Source organism: Paenibacillus sp. RUD330 (assembly GCF_002243345.2).
GTDB lineage: Bacteria > Bacillota > Bacilli > Paenibacillales > Paenibacillaceae > Paenibacillus_O.
In genome coordinates, this window is sequence record NZ_CP022655.2 from 2,601,111 (window position 1) to 2,622,597 (window position 21,487).

The window sequence follows — 21,487 nt, forward strand, 5'->3', positions numbered from 1 at the left end:
TCGATCGTTTTCTTGCGACTTTTCCTTGCATAATGGAGACAAAACTCGCCTGCTGATGGTAGAATAGGAAAAAGGTTTTCAAAGCCGGGTTATAGACAGATTGGGACAAAGGGGAAGGTTGCATGAAAAATTACTTGGAGCTTTTGCAGGATATCCTGGACAACGGCACGGAGCGTTCCGACCGGACGGGCACGGGAACGATCGCCGTCTTCGGCAGGCAGCTCCGCTTTGATCTGTCGAAGGGATTTCCTTTGGTGACGACCAAGCGGGTGCATGTGAAGTCCATCATCCATGAGCTGCTGTGGTTTTTGAGCGGAGACACCAATATCCGTTACTTGCAGGAGAATGGAGTGCGCATCTGGAACGAATGGGCGGACGAGAACGGCGATCTCGGGCCTGTGTACGGCTCCCAGTGGCGGGCATGGGAAGGGAAGGACGGCACGGTCCACGATCAGATCCAGAAAGTCGTGGAATCCATCTCCACCAATCCCGATTCGCGCCGCCACATGGTGAGCGCCTGGAATGTGGCGGAGGTGGACAATATGAAGCTGCCGCCATGCCATTTCGTCTTTCAGTTCCAGGTTGCTGCCGGCAAGCTGAACTGCATGTTCACGATGCGGTCCTCGGACACCTTCCTAGGACTTCCGTTCAACATCGCCCAGTATGCGATGCTGACCCATATGATCGCGCAGCAATGCGATCTGGAGCCCGGCGAGCTGATCTATTCCGGCGGAGACGTCCACATCTACAGCAATCATCTGGAGCAGGTGAAGCTGCAGCTGACCAGGGAGCCGCATCCGCTGCCGCAGCTGGTGCTGAAGAGGCGTCCGGAATCCATCTTCGATTACCGCTACGAGGATTTCGAGATCGCAGGCTACCAGCATCATCCCACGATCAAGGCCGAGGTCGCCATATGATCACGATGATCGCCTGCATGGACCGCGACCGCCTGATCGGGCGCGGCAACGACCTTCCGTGGAAGCTTCCCGAAGACATGAACTACTTCAAGGAGCGGACGATGGGCAAGACGGTGCTGATGGGACGCAGGACGTTCGAGTCGTTCGGCGGCCGGCCGCTCAAGAACAGGCGCAACGTCGTTCTGACCCGGGATGCCGGCTTCAAGCCGGAAGGAGCCGAGACGGTGCATTCCCTGGATGCGGCGCTGCAGCTGGAGACGGAGGGCGAGGAGCTGATGGTCATCGGCGGCGAGCAGATCTACGAGCTGCTGCTGCCTCATGCCGATTGCCTGCTGCTTACGGAGATCGACGCTTCTTTCGGGGGCGGAGACGCTTTCTTTCCTTCCTTCCGCGAGGAAGAATGGAAGCTCGCGGATTCCTGTCCCGGCAAGGGCGACGAGAGGCTGGGAGTTGCCTACCGCTTCAACCGTTATGAACGGGTGAAGGAATAGTCTTTATTGCTGTCATGCGACAAAGTGCAAATGATTGTACGCTTTCTCCATTATGGTCGACCGGTCAACAATGCTACGATGAGGTACAAAGTATGCGCCGGAATGCAACTTTATGCTTATTCCGGCAGCGGCATTCGGGGCTGCGTCCTTTAGAGCCGACAGACAGATGACTTAACGATAGGGACCTTACGGATGGAGGAATGGGCAAGATGTCGACACCTACTGGTTTTATGGAATACAAGCGCGAGCTGCCTGCGGACCGCAGCCCGCTCGAGAGGGTCAAGGATTGGGAAGAGTTCCACAAGCATCTGCCGGAAGACCAGCTGCGCACGCAGGGAGCCCGCTGCATGGATTGCGGCACTCCTTACTGCCACACCGGCATGGAGATCGCCGGAGGAGCTTCCGGATGCCCTGTCAACAACCTGATTCCGGAATGGAACCATCTGATCTACCGCGGCCTATGGCGCGAAGCGCTGGAGCGCCTCCACAAAACGAACAACTTCCCGGAATTCACCGGACGCGTATGTCCGGCGCCATGCGAAGGCTCTTGTACGGTCGGCCTGATCGGCGACTCCGTGACGATCAAGACGATCGAGCAGGCGATCATCGACCGCGGCTTCGATGAAGGCTGGGTCGTCCCGCAGCCTCCGAAGATGCGCACGAGCAAGCGAGTTGCGGTCATCGGCTCCGGACCTGCCGGAATGGCCTGCGCCGCGCAGCTCAACAAAGCCGGCCACACCGTGACGGTCTACGAGCGCGCGGACCGGATCGGCGGCCTGCTCACCTATGGCATTCCGACGATGAAGCTCGACAAGGGCATTGTGCAGCGCCGCGTCGATCTGATGGAAGCCGAAGGCGTCAGCTTCGTCACGAACACGGAGATCGGCAAGGATATCGGAGCGGAGGAGCTTCTGGAAGGCTTTGACGCCATCGTCCTTTGCGGCGGCGCCACCAAAGCCCGCGGAGTAGACATCGAAGGCTCCACCCTCGGAGGCATCCACCCTGCGATGGACTACCTCAACGGAACGATCAAGAGCTACCTGGATTCCGGTCTGGAAGACGGCAACTACATCTCGGCCAAGGACAAGGATGTCATCGTCATCGGCGGCGGGGACACCGGCACCGACTGCGTCGCGACCGCTCTGCGACATGGCTGCAAGTCCGTCACCCAGTTCGGCACGCATGCCAAGGCTCCGCTGGAGCGGGACAGCATCAACAACCCTTGGCCACAGTTCCCGAACGTGTACACGCTCGATTATGCCCATGAGGAGGCCAAGGCGGTCTATGGCGAAGATCCTCGCGCCTTCTCCGTCCTGACGAAGAAGTTCGTCGGCGACGAGAACGGCCAGCTCAAGGAGCTGCATACGGTTCAGATCGAGCGCACGGTCGACGAGACCGGACGCAAGATCTACAAGGAAATTCCCGGCACCGAAAAAGTATGGCCGGCCGATCTCGTATTCGTCGCCGTTGGCTTTGAAGGACCGGAATCCACGCTTGTGGATGCGTTCTCCGTCGAGCAGGACCGCCGCACGAACGTCAAGGCCCGCAAAGGCGATTACCGCACAAGCGTGGACAAGGTATTCGCAGCAGGCGACATGCGCCGCGGACAAAGCCTCGTCGTCTGGGCCATCAACGAGGGCCGTGAAGCCGCACGCGAAGTGGACCGTTATTTGATGGGAACGACGATGCTGCCTTAATGATTCTCTCTGCACGGCTTTAAAAAGCGCCTTCCCGGCGCTTTTTCTTTTTCCATCGAAAAGGAACGGAAGATAAGAAAACCGGCGTCAGATGGAGTGGCCAGATGGAATGGCGTCCGGGTGTCCAGGAGGAGAGACGGGAGAAGAGCCAGAATGTGGAGCAGCCTGCACGGCGGGACCTATGGTACAATATTCGTATTGTCCATAAGTCTATATACCTAAAGGAGAGACTGCCCGTGAACGCAACCGAAGGCGCATCTGTCTTGACGCCGGCGGATATTCACCATATCAGAACCTTTATCGATGTGAAATACTTTGACAAACCTCAAAGTGAACGTTCTGAAATTCTATCCGACGCCATTCGCCGAATCATCTTCCAACAGCTCCCTGATTTCGCCGAAACCATCAAGAAAGAGCTGACGGCAAGATTGATCCGTACCCATATTGTCTCCAAAGAGGGCATAGTCAAAAGCGACGATATTTTTGCCGCCTGCCTGAACCTCAACTTCCGCGATCAGCGCATCGCCCGTCCACTGATGAACTGGGTGGAGAAAAAGCTGGACGTGTCGCTCGAGCATGCCGAATTCGAGCGCATTCTCAGACGCGTCAGGCCGTTCGCGGCGTCACGCGAAGAAGCGCTGCTGGCGGCCGTGGCGGATCATCTCAACTTGCCGGAGACCGTCTCCGAGCCGTCCGCCAAAAGAGAATCCTCCCTGCTGGGAAGCAGCAGCACGCGGGTTCTGATGATGGCGGTATTGTCCGTCATGCTTCTTGGAGGTACACTTGTATATGGCTGGTCGCTGTTCCATCATCATGCCGCCGCGATTCCCGTCGCGGCCGCCGCAGAGGCGGCCGTCCCGGCTCCCAAGGCGCAGCCTGCCGCCAAGAAGGCGCAATCCGCGCCTGCTGCGCCTTTAGCCAAGAACGAGCTTCCACAGTCGCTGCAATATGCCGATATAGAAGTGGAGCGCCTGACGGCTTATTTGGAGAGCCGCTCGTCGATGCTGGCCAAGCCCCGTTACATGAACGCCATTATCGCGGCCGCCAAGCAGTACAACGTGCATCCGCTGCTGCTGTTCGCCATTACCGGCCAAGAACAGAGCTTCGTGCCCGACGACCATAAGCGCGCGGCCAAGATGGCCAACAATCCGTTCAATGTGCATTACAGCTGGCAGGATTTCAACACGAGCATCGAGGAGTCTTCGCGGATCGCAGCCAAGACCGTCGTCAACCTGAGCAAGAACAGGCCGGAGAATGCCGATCCCTTGACATGGATCAACCGCAAATACGCGGAAGACCCGAAGTGGTCCCGCGGCGTCCGCCAGATTTTCGCGATGCTTCAGGAAAAGGTTGCCGCTTGACGAATTGTTGGCCAAGGACCACCCGGAATAAAAGGAGGCGGTTCCTTGAAGACATTGATTATCGCAGAAAAGCCGGATATGGGCCGCAATATCGCGTCCGCGATCGAGCCTAGGGCGACGAACCGCCGCACGCATCTCGAAGGCGAGCGTTATATCATCACGTGGGCGATCGGGCATCTGGTCGGCCTCGCGGAACCGGATGATTACGATCCCCGGTACAAAAAATGGCAGGCGCAGGATCTTCCCATCATTCCCGATACGTTCAGGCTGTCCCCCAATCCCCGCACCCGCGACCAGCTTAAGGTCATCGGCGAGCTCGCCCGCAAATGCGGACGTCTCGTCAATGCATGCGATGCAGGGCGGGAGGGGCAGCTTATTTTCCATTTGATCCGCCGGTATTTGAAGCTCCATCAGCCCGTAGACCGTCTGTGGATATCCGATTTGACGCCGGAGACGATCCGCAGGGGATTCGACCAGCTGGGCAGCGAAGAGAAGTACGCGCCGCTTACGAGGGCGGCTCAGGCCCGCAGCGAGGCCGACTGGCTGATCGGGATGAACGCCTCGCGCGCCTTCACGATCCGCCATAAGTCGCTGCTGTCGGTAGGACGGGTTCAGACGCCGGTGCTGGCGCTGCTGTACGACCGCCACCAGGAGATCGCGGCGTTCAAGCCGGAAACGTATTACAAGATCAAGGCTTCCTTTGATCAAAAAAGCTCCAAATACAGCGGGATCTGGCAAGGCGACAAGCTTGCGGACGGGATCAAGGCGGAAGCCATCGCAGCCAAGGTCAAAGGAAAAAAAGGGACAATCATGCGTTACGACAAGGCCGAGAGCAAGGAATATCCTTACCGCCTGCATGATCTTACGCTGCTGCAGCGGGAGGCCAATGGGCGATACGGCTTTCCCGCCAAAAAGACGCTTGATGTGGCGCAGGCCTTATACGAGAAGCATAAGGTCATCACCTATCCGAGAACGAATTCGAACTATGTGATGGAAGAAACGGTTCCCGTCATGGGCAAGGCGCTCGACATGCTGCGGGGAACCGAGTATGCGGAGCTTGCCGCCGGGGCGGACAGGTCCCGGGTACATAAAGGCAACAAAGCCGTCTGCAATCCGGCCAAGGTGGAGGATCACCATGCGATTTTGCCGACACCCAAAAAACCAGGCGCGCTGAGTCCGGACGAAAAAAAGATCTATGATCTTATCGTTCGCCGTTTCCTGTCCCATTATTACGGACCGGCCTTGTACCTCAATCATACGGTGCTGACCGAGGTGGAGGGAGAGACGTTCCGCACCCGCATCAAGCAGCTGCTCGATCCCGGATGGAAGGTGACCCAGGGAGCTGTCGAGACGGAGGACAAGCCCAAGCGCGGCAAGGGCAAGGTCAAGCAGGACGAGGACGGAGACGAGGAAGAGCAGGAGCTGACCGATGCGTCCTTCCATGTCGACGAATCGCTGCCGGTGCTGTGCAGGCAGGCCAAAGCCGAAGAGAAGTCGACGCAGCCGCCCAAGTCCTATACGGAAGGAACGCTTCTCAAAGCGATGGAAAGCGCCGGCAGGGCTATGGAGGACGAAGAGCTGCGCGAGACGATGAAGGACAGCGGCTTGGGAACTCCGGCGACGCGCGCGGCGACGATCGAGCGGCTGAAGACGGTAGGTTATATCCGTGCCAGCGGAAAGAAACTGGAGATCGAAGCGAAAGGCTGCGCGGCCATCGAGCTGATTCGGGGAGCCGGCGTGGAGCTGCTGGCTTCGCCGGTCATGACCGGACAATGGGAGCGCCGGCTCAGCCAGATCGCCAGGGACGAGGCCTCCGATGAAAAGTTCATGGAGCAGGTCAAGCAGTTCGCCCGGATGATCGTCCAGAAGGTAGCGGAGCAGGCGCCAGCGCCGGCCGGAACGTTCGCCGAGCCGGAGCGGGGCAAGCCGGCCGGCAAGGGCGGCGGCTCGCGGCGAGGCAAGGCGGCTGCGGGGAGCGGAGCTTCCCGCTCCGGAGCAGGCACGAGCCGCACAGCAGCCGGAGCTTCCCGCTCCGGAACAGGCACGAGCCGCACAGCAGCGGGGACATCCCGCTCCGGGACGGGCTCAAGCTCCTCAGCGTCTTTAGGTGCCGGGCGCAGCGGGAAGTCGGAGGATTCCGTCTCCGTCCGATCGTCCGCTGCGGCAACCGATTCATATCTGCCGAAGGATGAATTTGCGCGGGCAGCTCCCGCAGGGGCAGTCGGTCCTTCGTCAGGAGCAGGAAGAGCCTCTTCCAATGAAGCATACCGATCCGGACAAGCCTCCTCGCCAGAGCAGACCTCATCCGCCGGTCTGAAGCCGCTCGGAACTTGTCCGAGCTGCGGCGGCAGCATCGTCGAAGGCAAGCGGGGTTACGGCTGTTCCCGGTTCCGGGACGGCTGCAAGTTCGTCCTCTGGAAAGAACAGCATGGCCGGACGCTGACGCCGGCCATGCTGCAATCGCTTCTCGCCAAGGGCAGCACGGCCGCAGCCGCGTTCCCCGGTCCGGAGGGAAGCGCCAAGGGCCGGCTGCGGATCAAGGATGCCCGCACCGGCGATACCGTCGTGGAATGGACATGACGGACATTTAAGGCCATAAATAAACCTCATCCCCTCTTCTTGATCCAAGAAGAGGGGATGAGGTTCTTTTTCATGGTGAAGTCAGACCGGATTATCGGAGACAAGCCAGATATCCTTGAAGTCCATCCAGCCGAACGTATTGATGCCGATTCCGCGGACCGAAGGATGCACATAGGTGTTGAGGGAGCGATGCTGCAGGAACAGCACCTGGCCTTCTTGAATCAGCCGCTGCTCGATCTGGTTGAACAGGGTTCGCCGCGTTTCGCGCCGATCCGAAGCAAGAATGGCATCGGTCACCCGGCGGATCCATCGTTCCAGTGCGGGATCCAGATGCTGCCGGATATAGCTGTGCTCCTGCAGGTAGGTCTCCAGCTCTCCGACTTCCTCCTCGGCCATGACCAGGCTCATCAGGATGCAGTCGGCCTCCTTGACGATATCGCTCGTATGCACGATCTTGTGCGGCTCGCAGCGAATGTCGACGGGAATGCCGAGCTCCCCGCAGCGGTCCTTGATCCAAAGCGCTTCCTTGGCATGCTGGTTCGTTGTCAGCAGCTTGATGGGAGCGCCGTCGTACCCGTCCTCCTGCAGCATCCGGATGGCTGTATCCGGTTCGTAGCGCTCTGCCGCCAGCTCTGCGCCTGGAACAGGGAAAAAGCCATACGCCGGATAGCTCAGTTCGCCGCCGGCGCCGATCATGCCGACCCGATCCATGGAAAGTCCGACGGCCTGCCGGAAGGCGAGCGACTGCTGCGGCCCGCCGTTGAGCCGGTTCCAGCTGAGCAGCGTGCATCCTTGATGGACGGTTCTGATCATGCCCCAGCCTTGCTCGTCCTTGGAAGCCATGCGGGAATCGCTGGCCATGATCTGCCCCCATTTAAGCCTCAATTCGGGCGGGATGTCCTCGGGCATGAAGGCGATCTGAACCTCGTCCAGATAAGCTCTTCCCTGGTAGTACAACTCGTGGACAGACAAGTCGATCCGGTCGGATGTCCAGCAGTCGACCCGGAACGGACCTGTGCCGGATGGAAGCGTCCAGTAGCGGCTTTCGTCCTCCTGGACGAGATCGGCCGGGAGAATGGAAGCGGCCCCGGAGCACAGCAGGCGGGGGAGGAGGCGATTGGGCTTGTTCAGCGATATCCGGACGGTCCGCGAATCCAGAGCCGTGATGGCCTCGACCGACTCCATAAGGAAGCGGTTGGGCTGCCCGTCGGCCAGCCTGCTCAGCGTGAAGCAGACGTCGGATGCGTTCAGCTCCCGCCCATGATGGAAGCGGACGCCTTTGCGGAGATGGAACGTCCATGCCGTCGCCGAGTCGTTGCTTTCCCAATAATGGGCCAGACCGGGTACGAGCGATTTGGTGTCAGCCTCGAATCCGAGCAGCCGGTCGAAAATCTGATGGATCAAATGGGAGTCGAAGGCGAAGAACAGCTTCCCGGGATCAAGGGAATAAGGGGGACGGTAGACGGGAAGACGGAACACATCCCGCTGCGCGGGAGAGCCTTCCTCGATCCGGTCCGATCCGAAATGTCCGCTGAGCCATTCGACAAAGCGGTCGCGAACGGAAGTATGCTCGCCATGGATTTGAAGCAGCTGGAAGGCTTTCTGGTAATCCCCATCCGAAGCAAGCTCTTTGGCGATGTCGAGCAGGAAGCGTTCCCGGCTTTTCAGGAAAGAGATCTTGGAGAGGTTGCCCCTTCCTTTGCCCGGAATCCAGCGGATCCACCCTTCCTCCTCGAGCTTGCGCACGATGAGCTTCACATTGCGCTCGGTGCAGTGGAACAGCTCGGCCAGCTCGTCCAGAGCGGTTTCGGCTTCAGTGTCAGGCTCTTCGATTTGGAACCGGTTGAGCAGCAGCAAGTATCGTTCGGCGTTGAGCATGCGCGCAGATTTCTCCTTTTCGCTCGATATGACCCTTCATGCAAGCGGCATCAAGGAATGGAAGCCCTTTCCAAGCTGTAAAAGAGGAAGTCATTTGAAATTATTGTACACTTTTTGTTCCTGTTATGTCATGAGATACTTGATTCAACGGCAGGAACGATGCAGATTCGGCCGATAACGAAAACAGGGAGTGTCGCTGACAATGAATTACGAGCAGGTATACCGAAGCGAACTGGAAATCAAACGATTCCACCAGTCCAACCACGAGAGGAAACACGCGGATTCGATCTGGAAACAGGCTGTCGAACCCAACCGGACCGATTATATGGGCAAAGCTAGCCGCCAAGTATGGAAACCGGTCCACGCCATGATCTTGTTCATGGGCATGAAGAAATGAGCGGCCGCATGCGGCAAGCCGAAGCGAAAGCAAGCAAAAAACGAAGGGCATGGCTTAACCGATAAAACCGGTTGAACCATGCCCTTCGTTTTTTTAGTTGCCCAGGATGTAGCGCTGGATGCCATCCGGAACATCTCTCAGATGATGGAGCTGCAGGAAAGCGCCTTGCGGCACGACCTCGATGGTGATGTTGTTGTATTCCCATTCGGTCTGCGCTTCCACATGGATCGTATGGATGCCTGCGGTCAATGCAGGCACGACATCCGTCCGGATGGAATTGCCGATCATCCAAGTGTTCGGGCGGTCGAACTGCCCATCCGCCAGAATTTGCTCCAGCGCCGCGATATTCTTATGCTGGCGGATATAGATCCTGTCCCCGAAGTAGCGGTCCAGGCGAAGCCTGTCCACCTTGCGGCGCTGGATCGCCGGCTCGCCCCCGGTATAGAGATGCAGGTCATGTCCTTCGTCCCTCAGCCGCAGAAGCGTCTCCTCCATATCGGGATAGGGCTCCGCCTCCTGCTCGTAGACGCTCTGTCCCATGCTCCAGAGCAGGTCGATCTCGTCGGAATCCTCCGGCCTGCCGGTCAACCGGGTAAAGTCGACGTAGGTGTCGAGGAAGGATTGCGGAAAGTGGTCGCTCTTGAACCCTGATGCCTGCACGCCGGCGATGTCGATTTCGATCTGCTTGCGGCGGATTGCAGCTTCCGTCATGTCCGGATAAGCGTGGAACCAGGTTCTCATGGCATCCACGAACTGGTCGATGACCAGATTGAAATATTTGTTGCAATGGATGAGCGTATCGTCGAGATCGAACAGGATCGTTTGTCTGATTGGCGCGTTCATGATGGTCTAACCCCTTTTGTAAGCTTGCGTGGATCTATTTTCATCCAATCTACAGCAAGGGAATGCGCGCAGTCAATTCCAGCCTGGGGGATGGCCTCCTGAATGCAGATGCCGCCCTGTCCGCGGGAAGCCGCTGCAAGCTCGAGCAAGCGACAGGATAGAAGGAAGGAGAACGGAAAAAAGCCCCGAATGGGGCTAGGTCATGGTGCCGATCTATGAGGACGATTGAAGAAAGGAAGCTCAATCGGTGAGAAGCTTGAAATACGAATCCCGGCGCAGGCTCGGCAACAATCAGGCGTACTTCTGCACCTTGCTCTGCAGATCCTTCTTGATGAAGGCGATCCGCTTGCGGACATAGAAGTCCCGGCTGTCGCCGCGAAGGTCGTTGGGAGTTACGATGGATTCGGATTCGTTGTCGATAATGGTGAGACGCCCGTCGTCATAGAACTTGAAGGTCAGATCGCGGAAAGGGCGATGACGCTCAACAAAGCGGAAATGCTCGCAGCTCATGTGAACTCACTCCTTCGGGAAAGAGAGGTTTAGGAACATTTGTTCTGTTTTTATTATAGCAAACATTTGTTCGGGTGGAAAGAGGAATTTTTATCCCGTACACTGAAGGAATAAGCTGGACAACCCAGAGCTTGCCGGCAATTGTCCGGAAGCGGCCAAAGGAGTGCTTCAACTTCCATGATCCATATAGCCCATCTCAAGAAACAGATTCCGGCGGGACCTCTCGTGCTGGACGATATCAGCTTCCGCGCGGATGAAGGCGAATTCATCGCGATCAAGGGCGGCAGCGGGAGCGGCAAGTCGATGCTGCTTAAATGCCTGGCTCTCCAGGAAGGCTGGACATCGGGCTCTTATAAGATGGACGGCAGGCAAATACCGACATCGGCGATCGGAAGGATGCGCATCCGCAAGGAAGTGACGCTCGTCGAAGAGAAGCCTTTCCTCAGCGCCAACCGGACCGCTCTCAAAAACGTCTTGATCGGATCGGCCGCACAGGCTTCGCTTCTGCGCCGCGCCACGGGCATGGTCCGCAATGACGATTACATGGGAGCCATGGACATGCTCGAGAAGGTGGGACTCCTGGACAAGGCGCACAGCAAGGCGGACAAGCTGAGCGGAGGCGAACGCCAGCGGGTCGCGATCGCCCGCGCTCTAGTGCACGGCGCCAAGGTGCTGCTGCTGGACGAGCCGATTTCCGGCCTCGATCCGCATGCCGGTGAACAGGTGCTGGCCGACCTCAAGCAGCTGTGCAAAAATCAAGGCCTCATCGTCATAGCCGTCCTTCACCAAGGCGACTGGGCGGAGAGGTTCGCCGACCGGATACTTGGTCTGAGCGGAGGCAAGCTGGTGCTGCAAGTGAGCGGGAGACGGCTGACGAGCAAGGAGAAAATGCTGCTCTAGAGCATGAATGGGGATCGGCTCCGCATAGGATAGGAGCAAAGATCCCATGCAGGAAGCAGGTGGCGCCCATGGCATTCGAGCCTCCCGTATCGGTCCACACGACCAAGGTTACCAGGCTCCGCACAGAGCTGTTCATTCCCGTCGTCAGCCTGGAAGGCGGGGAGCTGGCTGCGGCGCATATGAATTCCGCCATCCGCAGATCCGTCCGCCAGATGATCGAAGATCAAGGCTCCCTGGCCGACCCGTCCTCCCAAATGATCGCTTATTATGAAGTCAAAACCAATGAGAGAGGCGTATTCAGCCTTTCTCTCTTCAACTATGCCTTCACGGGCGGAGCCCATGGCTTGACGCTGCAGCAGTCGCTTACCTTCATGGCTGCAGACGGCCATCCGCGCAAGCTCGCCAGCCTCTTCAAGCCGGGATCCGATTACAGAGCCAGGCTGAGCGCGCTGGTGGCAGCGCAGATCAAGAGCCGGCAGATCGAGCTGCTGCAGCCGTTCGAGGGCATCCGGGCCGATCAGGATTACTACATCGCGGACCGCGCCCTCGTGATCTGGTTCAGCATTTACGAAATCACCCCATACGTGTACGGCTTCCCCTATTTTCCGATCTCCGTTTATGACCTGTCCGACATTGTCGCCGACGAAGGCCCCTTATCCGTGATGAATGAAAATTAACGGTCCGAATTCCTGCTTGCCCGCGCCTGTCGACAGGCGACGGGTTGTTTGCCGCGAGCGCCTGCTTGAAGACGACGGAAAGACACTCGATACGGACAGGGGGCATGGAGCATGCTGATGTGGACGGGATTTGCTTTGTTTTGCCTGGTGGCGGTCGCTTGGCTCGCCGCCGCAGCAGCGGCGGAGAACGGACTCAGGAAAAGCGGGTATCGTTCCATGACTCGCTACGCTGCTTATATCCAGTTCATGCAGGACAAGAGGGAGCTCAACAGGCTAGGCATCCCGCAGCAGCTGAAACGCGCTTTCGGACCGTTCGCCGCCTTCGGCGTCTCGTTCAATGCCCTGTCGCTGCTGGGAGGAGCGGCGCTGTTCTACGCTTACGCATGGAACACAGGCAGCGAATGGCTGCTCGTATGGGCTTGGCCCGTCCTCGGCTTGCTGGCGCTCTCGGTCCATTCCGCCCAGGCGGAGCTGATGTCGGCCGTTCCTTCAGCCGGGGGCGGCTATCATGCGGCGCTGCTTCTGGGCGGCAAAGGGAGGGGCTTCCTGACGGGCTGGCTGCAGCTTGGCGGCCAGATCAGCATGCTGGCGTTCGTGAATCTGGCGGCAGCGGACTGGATTCAGGGCTTATTGGCTCCCTGGAACGGATGGAGCCATGCAGCAGGCGCGGCCATGCTGTTTGCCGTCCTGATGCTGATCCAGCTGTCTCTGTGCCTGTTCGGCAATTACGGCTTCTCTATGCTGCAAAAAAACGCAGCGCTGCTGCAAATCGCAGCGGTCGCAGCGGTGATCGCCGTCATGACGGCCTACTTGTGGCCCTCCTTCGGATTGGAGAAGCTCTATTCCGCCGGGTCGCTCGCGGCAGCCGGAGAACCGGGAGCCGCAGGAGCGGGATGGACCATGGGGCTGCTCCTGCTCTACCGGATGTTCATGGGGTCGGCGACGGCGGAGCATCTGCCGGAAGAGACGGTCGAGCCGAGAATCAGGCTTCCTTGGGGGCATGTGCTGTCGGGGGCTTATGTATACGTCAGCGGGTTCATCCTGCTTGGGCTGGCTGCCATGGCGCTTCTCAAGCTCCCGCTTGGAGCGGAGCATGACTTCTTTCTGCAGGCGGCAGCGCCTTGGGGAGGCGGCTGGAGGGCGGCAGCGGCCGCCGCAGTGGGGATCAGCCTCTGCGCATCCGGCGGATCGGTGCTGTTCGCTGCCAGCAGGCTGGCCGGAAGCCTCTCGCGTGACGAGGCGCTGCCCTTCAGCAGGAAGCTGTCCTCGATCGTTCGCAAGGGCAGGACCTTCGCCTGGGGAGCATGCGCTGCAGCGGCATGCGCGGCTCTGCTGGCGCTGGCGGCCGGCATGCTGATGAATGCGATGACGGGCGCCGTCCTGTTTTTGCTGGCGCTGGCGATCCTGCTTCAGCATGGTGCCCAGCTGATTCCGCTCGTCTTGTCGATGACGCGGGAAGGGAAGGATAAGCTGGCGGCGATGCAGCCGCTCTGGTCGCTCGGGAGAGCGGGCTCCTATGCGAAGCCTCTCGCCGTCGCGGCGCTTGTCGCGATGATGGCCGCAGCGGTATTTGCGGCTCCTGCCGCGGCTGCAGCCGCTGCCGCATGGCTGCTCGTCTCCGGAAGCATGTTCCTGCTTCTGGGCAGACGTCGCTACGAGGGCATGGAGAAGGGAATGAGGCTCAGCCAGGAAGAGCTGCTGCGGATGGAGAGGTATCATCCCCAATAACCCAGCCAGAACGGGACAAGGCGCGGCGCGGACCGCCGAGAGAGCGGGAAATGGCTCATTTCCCGCTCTCTATTTCCCGGGGAAGCGCACAAAGCAACAAGATGGAGAAAAGTTCGACAGCCGTTGTCGTCAATCCGGCCTGAATGTCGAAACGAGAGAGCTCGGCTGCCCGCAGCCATATCTTTCCCTCCGTCAATCCATTATAATGAAGCCTGAAAAAGGGGGGAATTGCATGAAATTGGGAACAATCGCATCCGTCAATACCGGGCTGCCGGTCGAGATGGCCTACGGCAGGCAGACAATCACGACGGCAATACGCAAAACTCCGCGCGAGGGAGCGGTCCGAGTCGGATGGACAGGCCCGGAAGGCGACGGCCAAGGAGATCTTGAGCATCATGGGGGACCTGACAAGGCCATATGCGTTTATGCTTATGATCATTATCCTTATTGGGAGAAGGAATTGGCCAAGCGGCTCGAGTTTGGTGCTTTCGGGGAAAACGTCACCCTGGAAGGGGTTACGGAGCAGGATATCGTCATCGGGGATATTCTGGCGGCCGGAACGGCGCTGCTGCAGGCAAGCCAGCCGCGGCAGCCATGCTTCAAGCTCGGCCTGCGGCATGGACAAGCCGACCTGCCGGCGAAGGTGCAGCAGACAGGCAAAACAGGATTCTACCTGCGCGTTCTTCGGGAAGGGGACATTCAGGCCGGAGACATCTTGACGCTTGTCGGCAGGCCGGAACACGGGATGAGCGTGGCGGCAGCCAATGTCATCTATTACCTGCACAAAACCGATGAGGCGGAAATGGGCAGGCTGGCAGCGATCCCCGAGCTTTCCAGCAGCTGGAAAGAAACCTTGACGACGCGAATCGATAAGATGAACAAGTAAGCATAATTATGTAAACCTTATATGTCCAAATAAAAAAACCAGGGCTGAAAAGGAAGAAAATCCAAATCAGCCCTGAATCGAACCCGGGTGAGACGAAAAACGGTCCAAACTCTGGTTCAGCGTGTGCGGAGCCAATGATCCGCTATGCGCTGCCCGTGGAAACGCCCCGACTCGATGAAGATTTCATTGGCCTGATGCTTGGAAGCGACGACTCCGGCGAGATAGATGCCGGGAACATCGGTTTCCATCGTCTCCTCGTCGAAGCGGGGGTAGCCCTCTGCCTCGATAGCGACGCCGGCCGACATCAGGAACTCGCGGTCGGGATGGAAGCCGGTGAGAGCGAGCACGAAGTCGTTGTCGAGCTCGCGGATGCCGGCCTCATCCTGAACGACGAGGGCGCGGGGCTTGATCTCGATGACCTGGGAGCTGAACAGCATGCGGATCTTCTTCTTGGCGACCAGGCCTTCAAAGACCGGGCGGACCCACGGCTTGATCGATCGGGAATAGTCCGGTCTGCGGTAGACGACCGTCACCTTGGCGCCGGCGCGGTTCAGCTCGAGCGCCGCGTCGATGGCGGAATTGCTGCCGCCGATGACGGCGACCTCCATGCCGGTATAAGGATGGGCTTCCCGGAAGAAATGGGATACTTTGCCCATTTCCTCTCCCGGGATGCCGAGCCGGTTCGGATGATCGAAATATCCGGTCGCCACGACGACGGCTTTGGCTGAATAAACCTGCTTTTCCCCGCAGCGGTCATCGGTTTCCAGGACAAACCCGCCATTCGGCCGGACTGTAATCGATGTGACCGTTTCATAGGCATTCACGCGTACGCCGCTGCGCAGCGCCACGGTCCGGTAATAATTCAGCGCTTCCAGACGGGAGGGCTTCTCCATCGCGGTCGTGAACGGCATGCCGCCGATCTCGAGCATTTCGGGAGAGCTGAAAAATTGCAGGTAAGTAGGATATTGGGAGATGGAATGGACCATGTTCTCCTTCTCGATGATCAAGGAGCCGATGCCGCGGCTCTGGAATTCGACCGCTGCGGCCAAGCCGCAGGGGCCGGCTCCGACGATGATGATTTCTTCTTCTTGCACTTGCTGACGACCTCCGATCCTGCAACTGTAACCTATATTGTACAATTCAAGCCGGGGAGGGGCAAGCTGTGCAAGCGCCTCTGTGTACGGCGCCTCTATTTCATGTATAATGAATTCATTGATTTCAAAAGTTTATTGGGTGAGGGGGGATCTGGGATGCGGCGGAGATTCGTCATTGAAGCGGTCATGGTAGCGACCTACGGACAGCTGCTCGTTCCGAGCCTGCCGGTCGACTTCGTGCTGCCTTATTCCACCATTCTGGAACTCTACGAAATGAAGGACAGCACGGAGCCGATCATGGACGATCCGGCCGAGGATGTGTTCGTACGAGGCAAAGTGGCCGAGCTGATCCAATTTTTCGAGGATTCGCTGAACCGCAAAAAAATCGAGAGGGCTCTCCAAGTGCCGTGGAGGGAAAGCTCTCCGCTTATATTGGATGAACGGATTCAATTCACGGTCGTGAATGCCGTAGACAATGCGCATTACGGAGATTATTTCGATCCTGTGGAGACAGAGCTGCTGCTGACGGCATCCAAGCTGCAGATTCCGCTCTTGTCGGATCAGTACGAGTTCCAGGATAAGCTGATCGAGGCCGAGGTGCCGGTGCTTGTATTCGACATCGAGGATTTCGATTATGCGCTGGAAGAGGCGCCGCAGCTTTAACGGGGCGGAAGCGCCAACGAAGAGGAACAGCCCGCGGAGCGCGGGCTATTCCTCTTTTTTGTTCCGGTCGATCGCCTCGGACATCGTTTTGTCGGTCAGATGCGCGTAGATCTGAGTCGTGTCCGGGGAAGCATGGCCGAGCTGCTCCTGCGTCTTGTACAGGTCGTTGCGCAAATAGTAGTCGGTGGCGAACGAATGCCGGAGCTTGTGGACGGACAAATAAGGCTTGCCGAACCGCTTGGCGTATTTGAGGACCATCTGCTGGATGGCCCTCTTCGTCATGCGCGAGCCCTCCTGATTGCCGTTCGCGATGGCGAGGAACATCGCCTTCTCGCGGCGCGGCGCCTTATAACGGCTGTCCCGGAGCTGGATATAACCGTCCAGGTCGTCGAGCGCCTCCTGGCGGAAGTAGACAGGCGTCTTGAAGGTGTCGTCGTTGCTCCCTTTGCGGTAGACGTAGGTGAGCTTTTTCTTGAGATCGATGTCATCGACGTTGAGATTGACGACCTCGGAGACACGCAGTCCGGAGTGGAGGATGAGGCTGACAATGCATGCATCCCGGACGGAATTGCGCTCGTAGGCCGACAAAGCCTGCTTGTTGTTCGCCACATCGGCGCCGTAGCCGGCACGGACATAGTGGAGGAATTCGGAGATTTCCTCCTCCTGCAGCAGCTTTCCCTCGAGCTTCGCCGCTGTATCCTTGGGCTTGTGGGTGCGCTTGATCGCGACCTTGGCCATGATGTTCCGCTTCAGCAGCGGGTAGAAGTCGTCATCCTCGGCGATCTGGCTCAAGTAATGAAACAGCGAGCGGAGAGAGCTCAGCTTCCGGGATATCGTCGTCCGCGTATTGGCGTGCTCGGGGCGGGAAGCCAGATGCATCCGGTAATGGTCGATGCTGTCCATGTGCAGCTTCTCCAGCTCCACCAAGGCAACATCCCGAAGGGCGGGGCCGTTGGACAAGCCCTCAGCGATCATCCATCCGAAGAAGGTCTCGTAATCCCGCACGTATTCAAGTAAGGAAGAGGGGGAGAGATCGGGCAGCTTGTAGTTGATGAACTTCTCCACATACCAGGGCATGGAGGGGACGCGCCGGTCGAGCTCTTGACGGTCTTTTATCTTTAAAATATTCATGGCATGAATGGCCTCCAGTCTTGAACTTTATTTTATCAAGCCCGGACATTTCCAACAATCATCTAATTGTAAGGATAGTTATGTAAACCATATTGAAGGAATAAAAAAACAGGCCGGAAAAAGGCCTGTACCTGAACATCGTATTCAAGTCAACGCTTAAACCAAGTGAACGGTAATATGAAGAATCTCGCTGCGGCTGAACAGCCGGATCGGCGGACCCCAGGTTCCGAAGCCGGAAGAAACGAGCACATGCATCCGGGACTTGATCATGTATCCCCAATCCAGCTCGAACAGGCGGCGGGTGACAAGATGGTTGGGAGCGAACTGGCCCCGGTGGGTATGGCCGCACAACAGGAGGTCGGCGCCGGCAGCCGCGGCCTTGTCGAAGGCGTAAGGCTGATGGTCCATGACGATCAAGGGGGCGGATGGATCGGCGCCGATTACAAGCTCCTGTACGGAAAGACGGCCGCCGAAGGCCGGGTTTTCCGCGGTTTTGTCCTTGCGTCCGGCGATGAAGACGCCGCCGGTCTCGACCAGCTCGTCCTGCAGGACGGGAATGCCGGCTTGTGCCATGGCTGCCGCATACTCATCGATATGGCCGCCGTAATACTCGTGGTTGCCGAGCACGGCGTAGGTGCCGAGCGGGGCTTTGAGCCCGCGGATCGTATCGGCCATATTGTTGCGCAAAAACGGCTTGACGCTGTCGTCGATGACATCGCCGGGGAGCAGGATCAGATCCGGCTTCAGTTGTTCGGCCTTGCGCACGAGCTTGCGCAGATGCCTGTTGCCGACGATGTTGCCCAGGTGGATATCCGATGCGACCATGATGCGGATGCTGGTTCGTCCAGGCACGGATTTGGCGATCTCAAGCGTATGTTCCCTGACGACAGGACTCCATGCGTTGCGGGATCCCCAGAAGAGCAGCATCGCAAGCAGCGCCAGCACCGTCCACCCGGCTGCATGGACATAAGCATCCGTATCGCCGCCAGCGGCGTTCCATACGAGCCCGATCAACCCGGCGGCGGGAAGGAGTAAAATCAAGTATTCTAGAATCGCGACATAGAAGGAAGAAACGACTTTGACTCCGCGCACCAGCGCAGAATCCCACACGCGGATCAGCCCCATGGCGGCAAAGTAGGAAAGGGCGAAGAAGATGACGGGAAGCCAAATCCAGCCTGTCTGGACATGGTAGGATCCCATGAATGCGGATGCGGACCACCCGATATAATAGGTAATGGCCGCGTAGAGGAGGATAAATACGGCGGCGCCTGCGCTTCTTTTAACATTCATGTTGACCTCTGGCAGCTCCTTTTCATTGTCCGCGCTGAAATCCCTTTGGACAAGAACATAGTCTTTAGATACAGGTTACAGCCATTTGTAACTTTGTTGCAACTTCTTGGGGAGATGAGCCGTTTATAATAGGGAACAAGGGCAAATGATTCAGGGGAGACGAGAACGGGTAATATGCCAATGAATCGGCCTGCGAAGAGAAAGGGAGTCGAACCCCAATGAAAAAAACGATGTTCAGCATGATGGCTGCAGCGGCAATCGTATTCTACTTCATCTCCACGGCCAACGCGGTCGGCGGCGATTATCAGCCCGTGAAGAAGACCGCCGATACCCAAACGGACTACATTAATGGAATGACTCATAAAGACGGCAAATGGTACATAACCGCCGATAAGATCGACTGGTACGAAGGCGCTCAGGCCGATGAGCAATTCCTCAAGCATGAGCCGGATTCCGGCTTGGACGGAGCTCCGGACGGTTATTACATCGTCAATGACGATCCTTCCGTCAAAACCTACGAGGTGGCTCCGGACGCAGAAATCCTGATGCAGATCTATGACAAAGGAAACGACGCGGCGGATACCGAGTGGAACGAGCCGATCCCGCTCGAGAAATTCGCCAAGCTTTATCCGCAGACCGACGTGCTGGATTTGAGCTATTTCCCTTATCATATCACCGTCAAGGACGGTGTCGTAACGAAGATTGTTCAACAATTCGTGCCTTAATGAGAAGCCCCGCCTATGAGCGGGGCTTTTTGTTCCGGATCATTTGGCTGGAAGATCGAGCTTGCGGCGGTTCATGAGCTGGCCCGCCAAGGCAGCCGCGACGGCTCCGTACAGCAAAGGATAAGCAAGCGCCGCTATCCTGGCCGCAAGGGCTGCGCCGTCGTACTGCGTCAGGGTGCGAACCATGCTCCAAGCGGGAGGAGAAAGCCAAGCCAGGCTGTTTGCCGGCATCGGAAGCTTGTCCCGGATGCCTTGTCCCGAGAAAGACAGGGCAATGGCGGCCAGCAGCAGCAGATAGGAGATCGAACGGGATGCTATCAATCTGCTGTTGAACAACGATGCAAGTCCGACGCCGAGCACGGACATCACCATATGGCTTCCGAATGAAAAGGCCAATTCGGACAGCTCGGGAGCTCTGGCGAACTTGTGGAACAGGGCGGGATATAAAACGGCGAATGCTGCCAAGGGAAGCGAAAAGAACCAAGCGTAGAGCAGCTTGGAAGCGAACAGCCGCAGGAACGAGCCCGCCTGCAGCGACAGGATCATGTCCTGATTGGCTTCTTCTCCTTCCATGACTCCGATGCACACCCAAATCATAATCAGGAACAATAAGGAGGAGGAAAACGCATAGCTGCCCATGACCGGATTCGGAACCTGGGCGTAGATGAACAAAAGAGCGAGCAGGAACAGCGAGAGCGGCGCCGCATAGCGGTAAGAACGAACATGGCAGCGGTAATGGTAGGCCAGCAGGTGGCGCATTTTCAGCCCTCCTTGATCGGAATCATGCGGTCGACGACGGCCCCGGCTTGCAGCAAGGCCAGCAGGAACGCCTGCGACTGTACATGGGGGAGATGGACAGTGTAATCATCGGAACCGGTCGAATCCATGGACTCGACAGGCTTGCGCCTGGCTTGCGGATATCTCATCAGAATTTCGGCCAGCACGTCCGGCTCGGCTTTGCCTTTGACTTCGACCAGGCTGCCAGGGGCAGCTGCTGCCGGTTTTGACGGGACGCCCGGTTCCGCCGATAGGATGCCCTCGTTCAGCTGCAGCAGGGTGCCGCCAAGAGCCTCGATCAGCAAGGAATCATGCACGGCTGCCACGATCGCTGTGCCTTGCCCATGGATCTTCTGCAGCGCTTCCAGCAGATGAGCTTGCGATTCCGCATCCAGGCCGGACAGCGGTTCATCCAGCAAAAGCAGATCCGGCTTCTGCAGCGAAGCCTGCATGAGGTTAACTTTTTGGAGCATTCCTTTGGAATAGTGGAGCAGATAGGCGGAGGAATCAGGATCCAGCTGAAAGAGCCGATGGAGCTCGAGGATTTTGTCCGCCAAGACCTGCTTGTCCATGCCGGCAATCCGTCCCATATATCGGAGGTATTCAGACGACGACAATTTCAGCTTGGGAAGATGGTCGGGCGCGTAACCGATCCGAATGGCTCTGCTTGCGGCAGCCTTGCGTATGCCGGAAGAAGGAGCCACCAGGTTCGCGGCGATTTTGATGAGCGTGCTCTTGCCGGAGCCGTTGCTCCCCTGCAGCAGATAGACATGTCCAGGAAGAATGGATAAGTTGACCGAAGATAATATTTTTCGCTTTTCATAGGATTTGGAGATATTGGAAAGAGTGATGATCGGTTCTTGCTCCACAAGCCTTGCCTCCCTTGAGTTTTCGCTTCCGCTTGTATCCAGCGTACCTTATTTGACCGCCGAGAGGCAATGT

20 protein-coding genes are annotated in these 21,487 nt (G+C 58.0%); 12 read left to right on the plus strand and 8 right to left on the minus strand.

The window, feature by feature from the left end; genetic code table 11:
- Positions 1–122 precede the first annotated feature (122 nt).
- From thyA to CIC07_RS11855, 5 genes are all read left to right on the plus strand, one after another.
- Positions 123–917: a thymidylate synthase gene (gene thyA, locus CIC07_RS11835; protein WP_076356083.1), complete on the plus strand. Its 795-nt coding sequence runs from the start codon at positions 123–125 to the stop codon at positions 915–917.
- Positions 914–1,408, plus strand: coding sequence for a dihydrofolate reductase (locus CIC07_RS11840; protein WP_076356081.1), 495 nt, complete (start codon positions 914–916; stop codon positions 1,406–1,408). Before thyA ends, CIC07_RS11840 begins: the two co-directional genes overlap by 4 nt.
- A 209-nt stretch (positions 1,409–1,617) precedes the next feature.
- Positions 1,618–3,105, plus strand: a complete 1,488-nt coding sequence (locus tag CIC07_RS11845) for a glutamate synthase subunit beta (RefSeq protein WP_076357014.1) — start codon at positions 1,618–1,620, stop codon at positions 3,103–3,105.
- Positions 3,106–3,341: 236 nt separating this feature from the next.
- Positions 3,342–4,466, plus strand: coding sequence for a glucosaminidase domain-containing protein (locus CIC07_RS11850; RefSeq protein ID WP_076356079.1), 1,125 nt, complete (start codon positions 3,342–3,344; stop codon positions 4,464–4,466).
- A gap of 45 nt (positions 4,467–4,511) precedes the next feature.
- On the plus strand, positions 4,512–7,046 hold the full coding sequence (locus tag CIC07_RS11855) for a DNA topoisomerase 3 (RefSeq protein ID WP_076356078.1): 2,535 nt from the start codon (positions 4,512–4,514) through the stop codon (positions 7,044–7,046).
- Positions 7,047–7,127: 81 nt separating this feature from the next.
- On the opposite strand, the gene CIC07_RS11860 is transcribed toward CIC07_RS11855, so the two are convergent.
- Positions 7,128–8,924 (minus strand): ABC transporter substrate-binding protein, encoded by a 1,797-nt coding sequence (locus tag CIC07_RS11860; protein WP_076356077.1) that lies wholly within the window; start codon positions 8,922–8,924, stop codon positions 7,128–7,130.
- Between the two features lie 202 nt (positions 8,925–9,126).
- Here CIC07_RS11860 and CIC07_RS11865 point away from each other — a divergent pair, with 202 nt between their 5' ends.
- Positions 9,127–9,321 carry a hypothetical protein gene (locus tag CIC07_RS11865; RefSeq protein WP_076356075.1) on the plus strand — a complete coding sequence of 65 codons (195 nt, stop codon included), beginning with the start codon at positions 9,127–9,129 and terminating at the stop codon, positions 9,319–9,321.
- Between the two features lie 93 nt (positions 9,322–9,414).
- Here CIC07_RS11865 and CIC07_RS11870 read toward each other — a convergent pair whose 3' ends face one another.
- On the minus strand, positions 9,415–10,164 hold the full coding sequence (locus CIC07_RS11870) for an HAD family hydrolase (RefSeq protein ID WP_076356073.1): 750 nt from the start codon (positions 10,162–10,164) through the stop codon (positions 9,415–9,417).
- A 291-nt stretch (positions 10,165–10,455) separates the two neighbouring features.
- The gene (locus CIC07_RS11875) at positions 10,456–10,674 is read right to left on the minus strand and encodes a hypothetical protein (RefSeq protein ID WP_076356071.1); all 219 of its coding nucleotides are present in this window, start codon (positions 10,672–10,674) and stop codon (positions 10,456–10,458) included.
- 177 nt (positions 10,675–10,851) lie between these two features.
- On the opposite strand from CIC07_RS11875, the gene CIC07_RS11880 reads away from it, so the two are divergent.
- The 4 genes from CIC07_RS11880 to CIC07_RS11895 all read left to right on the plus strand — a co-directional run bounded on the left by CIC07_RS11880 (position 10,852) and on the right by CIC07_RS11895 (position 14,865).
- Positions 10,852–11,574, plus strand: coding sequence for a phosphonate ABC transporter ATP-binding protein (locus CIC07_RS11880; RefSeq protein ID WP_076356069.1), 723 nt, complete (start codon positions 10,852–10,854; stop codon positions 11,572–11,574).
- Positions 11,575–11,642: 68 nt separating this feature from the next.
- A complete protein-coding gene (locus CIC07_RS11885) occupies positions 11,643–12,251 on the plus strand; it encodes a DUF3298 and DUF4163 domain-containing protein (RefSeq protein ID WP_076356067.1) in 609 nt (202 codons plus the stop codon).
- A gap of 111 nt (positions 12,252–12,362) precedes the next feature.
- Positions 12,363–13,979 (plus strand): amino acid permease, encoded by a 1,617-nt coding sequence (locus tag CIC07_RS11890; protein ID WP_076356065.1) that lies wholly within the window; start codon positions 12,363–12,365, stop codon positions 13,977–13,979.
- Between the two features lie 232 nt (positions 13,980–14,211).
- On the plus strand, positions 14,212–14,865 hold the full coding sequence (locus tag CIC07_RS11895; protein WP_076356063.1) for an MOSC domain-containing protein: 654 nt from the start codon (positions 14,212–14,214) through the stop codon (positions 14,863–14,865).
- A gap of 116 nt (positions 14,866–14,981) precedes the next feature.
- Here the strand turns inward: CIC07_RS11895 and CIC07_RS11900 are convergent, their stop codons facing one another.
- The gene (locus CIC07_RS11900) at positions 14,982–15,959 is read right to left on the minus strand and encodes a YpdA family putative bacillithiol disulfide reductase (protein ID WP_076356061.1); all 978 of its coding nucleotides are present in this window, start codon (positions 15,957–15,959) and stop codon (positions 14,982–14,984) included.
- A gap of 156 nt (positions 15,960–16,115) precedes the next feature.
- Between CIC07_RS11900 and CIC07_RS11905 the strand changes: the two genes are divergently transcribed.
- A complete protein-coding gene (locus CIC07_RS11905) occupies positions 16,116–16,622 on the plus strand; it encodes an ADP-heptose synthase (RefSeq protein WP_076356059.1) in 507 nt (168 codons plus the stop codon).
- Between the two features lie 45 nt (positions 16,623–16,667).
- Here CIC07_RS11905 and xerS read toward each other — a convergent pair whose 3' ends face one another.
- Together xerS and CIC07_RS11915 are read right to left on the minus strand one after the other, a co-directional pair.
- The gene (gene xerS / locus CIC07_RS11910) at positions 16,668–17,753 is read right to left on the minus strand and encodes a tyrosine recombinase XerS (RefSeq protein ID WP_076356057.1); all 1,086 of its coding nucleotides are present in this window, start codon (positions 17,751–17,753) and stop codon (positions 16,668–16,670) included.
- Between the two features lie 156 nt (positions 17,754–17,909).
- A complete protein-coding gene (locus CIC07_RS11915) occupies positions 17,910–19,043 on the minus strand; it encodes a metallophosphoesterase (protein WP_076356055.1) in 1,134 nt (377 codons plus the stop codon).
- A gap of 218 nt (positions 19,044–19,261) precedes the next feature.
- On the opposite strand from CIC07_RS11915, the gene CIC07_RS11920 reads away from it, so the two are divergent.
- Positions 19,262–19,768 carry a hypothetical protein gene (locus tag CIC07_RS11920; protein WP_076356053.1) on the plus strand — a complete coding sequence of 169 codons (507 nt, stop codon included), beginning with the start codon at positions 19,262–19,264 and terminating at the stop codon, positions 19,766–19,768.
- Positions 19,769–19,807: 39 nt separating this feature from the next.
- Here CIC07_RS11920 and CIC07_RS11925 read toward each other — a convergent pair whose 3' ends face one another.
- Both CIC07_RS11925 and CIC07_RS11930 read right to left on the minus strand, forming a co-directional pair.
- Entirely contained in the window at positions 19,808–20,527 is a 720-nt protein-coding gene (locus tag CIC07_RS11925) for a hypothetical protein (RefSeq protein WP_076356051.1), read from the minus strand.
- A gap of 2 nt (positions 20,528–20,529) precedes the next feature.
- Positions 20,530–21,414 (minus strand): ATP-binding cassette domain-containing protein, encoded by an 885-nt coding sequence (locus CIC07_RS11930; RefSeq protein ID WP_076356049.1) that lies wholly within the window; start codon positions 21,412–21,414, stop codon positions 20,530–20,532.
- Positions 21,415–21,487 lie beyond the last annotated feature (73 nt).

What these genes read in the sequence shown, in the direction of transcription:
- thyA (WP_076356083.1), top strand. Translation starts at nt 123, where the DNA reads ATGAAAAATTACTTGGAGCTTTTGCAGGATATCCTGGACAACGGCACG.
- CIC07_RS11840 (WP_076356081.1), top strand. Translation starts at nt 914, where the DNA reads ATGATCACGATGATCGCCTGCATGGACCGCGACCGCCTGATCGGGCGC.
- CIC07_RS11845 (WP_076357014.1), top strand. Translation starts at nt 1,618, where the DNA reads ATGTCGACACCTACTGGTTTTATGGAATACAAGCGCGAGCTGCCTGCG.
- CIC07_RS11860 (WP_076356077.1), bottom strand. Translation starts at nt 8,924, where the DNA reads ATGCTCAACGCCGAACGATACTTGCTGCTGCTCAACCGGTTCCAAATC.
- CIC07_RS11865 (WP_076356075.1), top strand. Translation starts at nt 9,127, where the DNA reads ATGAATTACGAGCAGGTATACCGAAGCGAACTGGAAATCAAACGATTC.
- CIC07_RS11870 (WP_076356073.1), bottom strand. Translation starts at nt 10,164, where the DNA reads ATGAACGCGCCAATCAGACAAACGATCCTGTTCGATCTCGACGATACG.
- CIC07_RS11875 (WP_076356071.1), bottom strand. Translation starts at nt 10,674, where the DNA reads ATGAGCTGCGAGCATTTCCGCTTTGTTGAGCGTCATCGCCCTTTCCGC.
- CIC07_RS11880 (WP_076356069.1), top strand. Translation starts at nt 10,852, where the DNA reads ATGATCCATATAGCCCATCTCAAGAAACAGATTCCGGCGGGACCTCTC.
- CIC07_RS11885 (WP_076356067.1), top strand. Translation starts at nt 11,643, where the DNA reads ATGGCATTCGAGCCTCCCGTATCGGTCCACACGACCAAGGTTACCAGG.
- CIC07_RS11890 (WP_076356065.1), top strand. Translation starts at nt 12,363, where the DNA reads ATGCTGATGTGGACGGGATTTGCTTTGTTTTGCCTGGTGGCGGTCGCT.
- CIC07_RS11895 (WP_076356063.1), top strand. Translation starts at nt 14,212, where the DNA reads ATGAAATTGGGAACAATCGCATCCGTCAATACCGGGCTGCCGGTCGAG.
- CIC07_RS11905 (WP_076356059.1), top strand. Translation starts at nt 16,116, where the DNA reads ATGCGGCGGAGATTCGTCATTGAAGCGGTCATGGTAGCGACCTACGGA.
- xerS (WP_076356057.1), bottom strand. Translation starts at nt 17,753, where the DNA reads ATGAATATTTTAAAGATAAAAGACCGTCAAGAGCTCGACCGGCGCGTC.
- CIC07_RS11915 (WP_076356055.1), bottom strand. Translation starts at nt 19,043, where the DNA reads ATGAATGTTAAAAGAAGCGCAGGCGCCGCCGTATTTATCCTCCTCTAC.
- CIC07_RS11920 (WP_076356053.1), top strand. Translation starts at nt 19,262, where the DNA reads ATGAAAAAAACGATGTTCAGCATGATGGCTGCAGCGGCAATCGTATTC.
- CIC07_RS11925 (WP_076356051.1), bottom strand. Translation starts at nt 20,527, where the DNA reads ATGCGCCACCTGCTGGCCTACCATTACCGCTGCCATGTTCGTTCTTAC.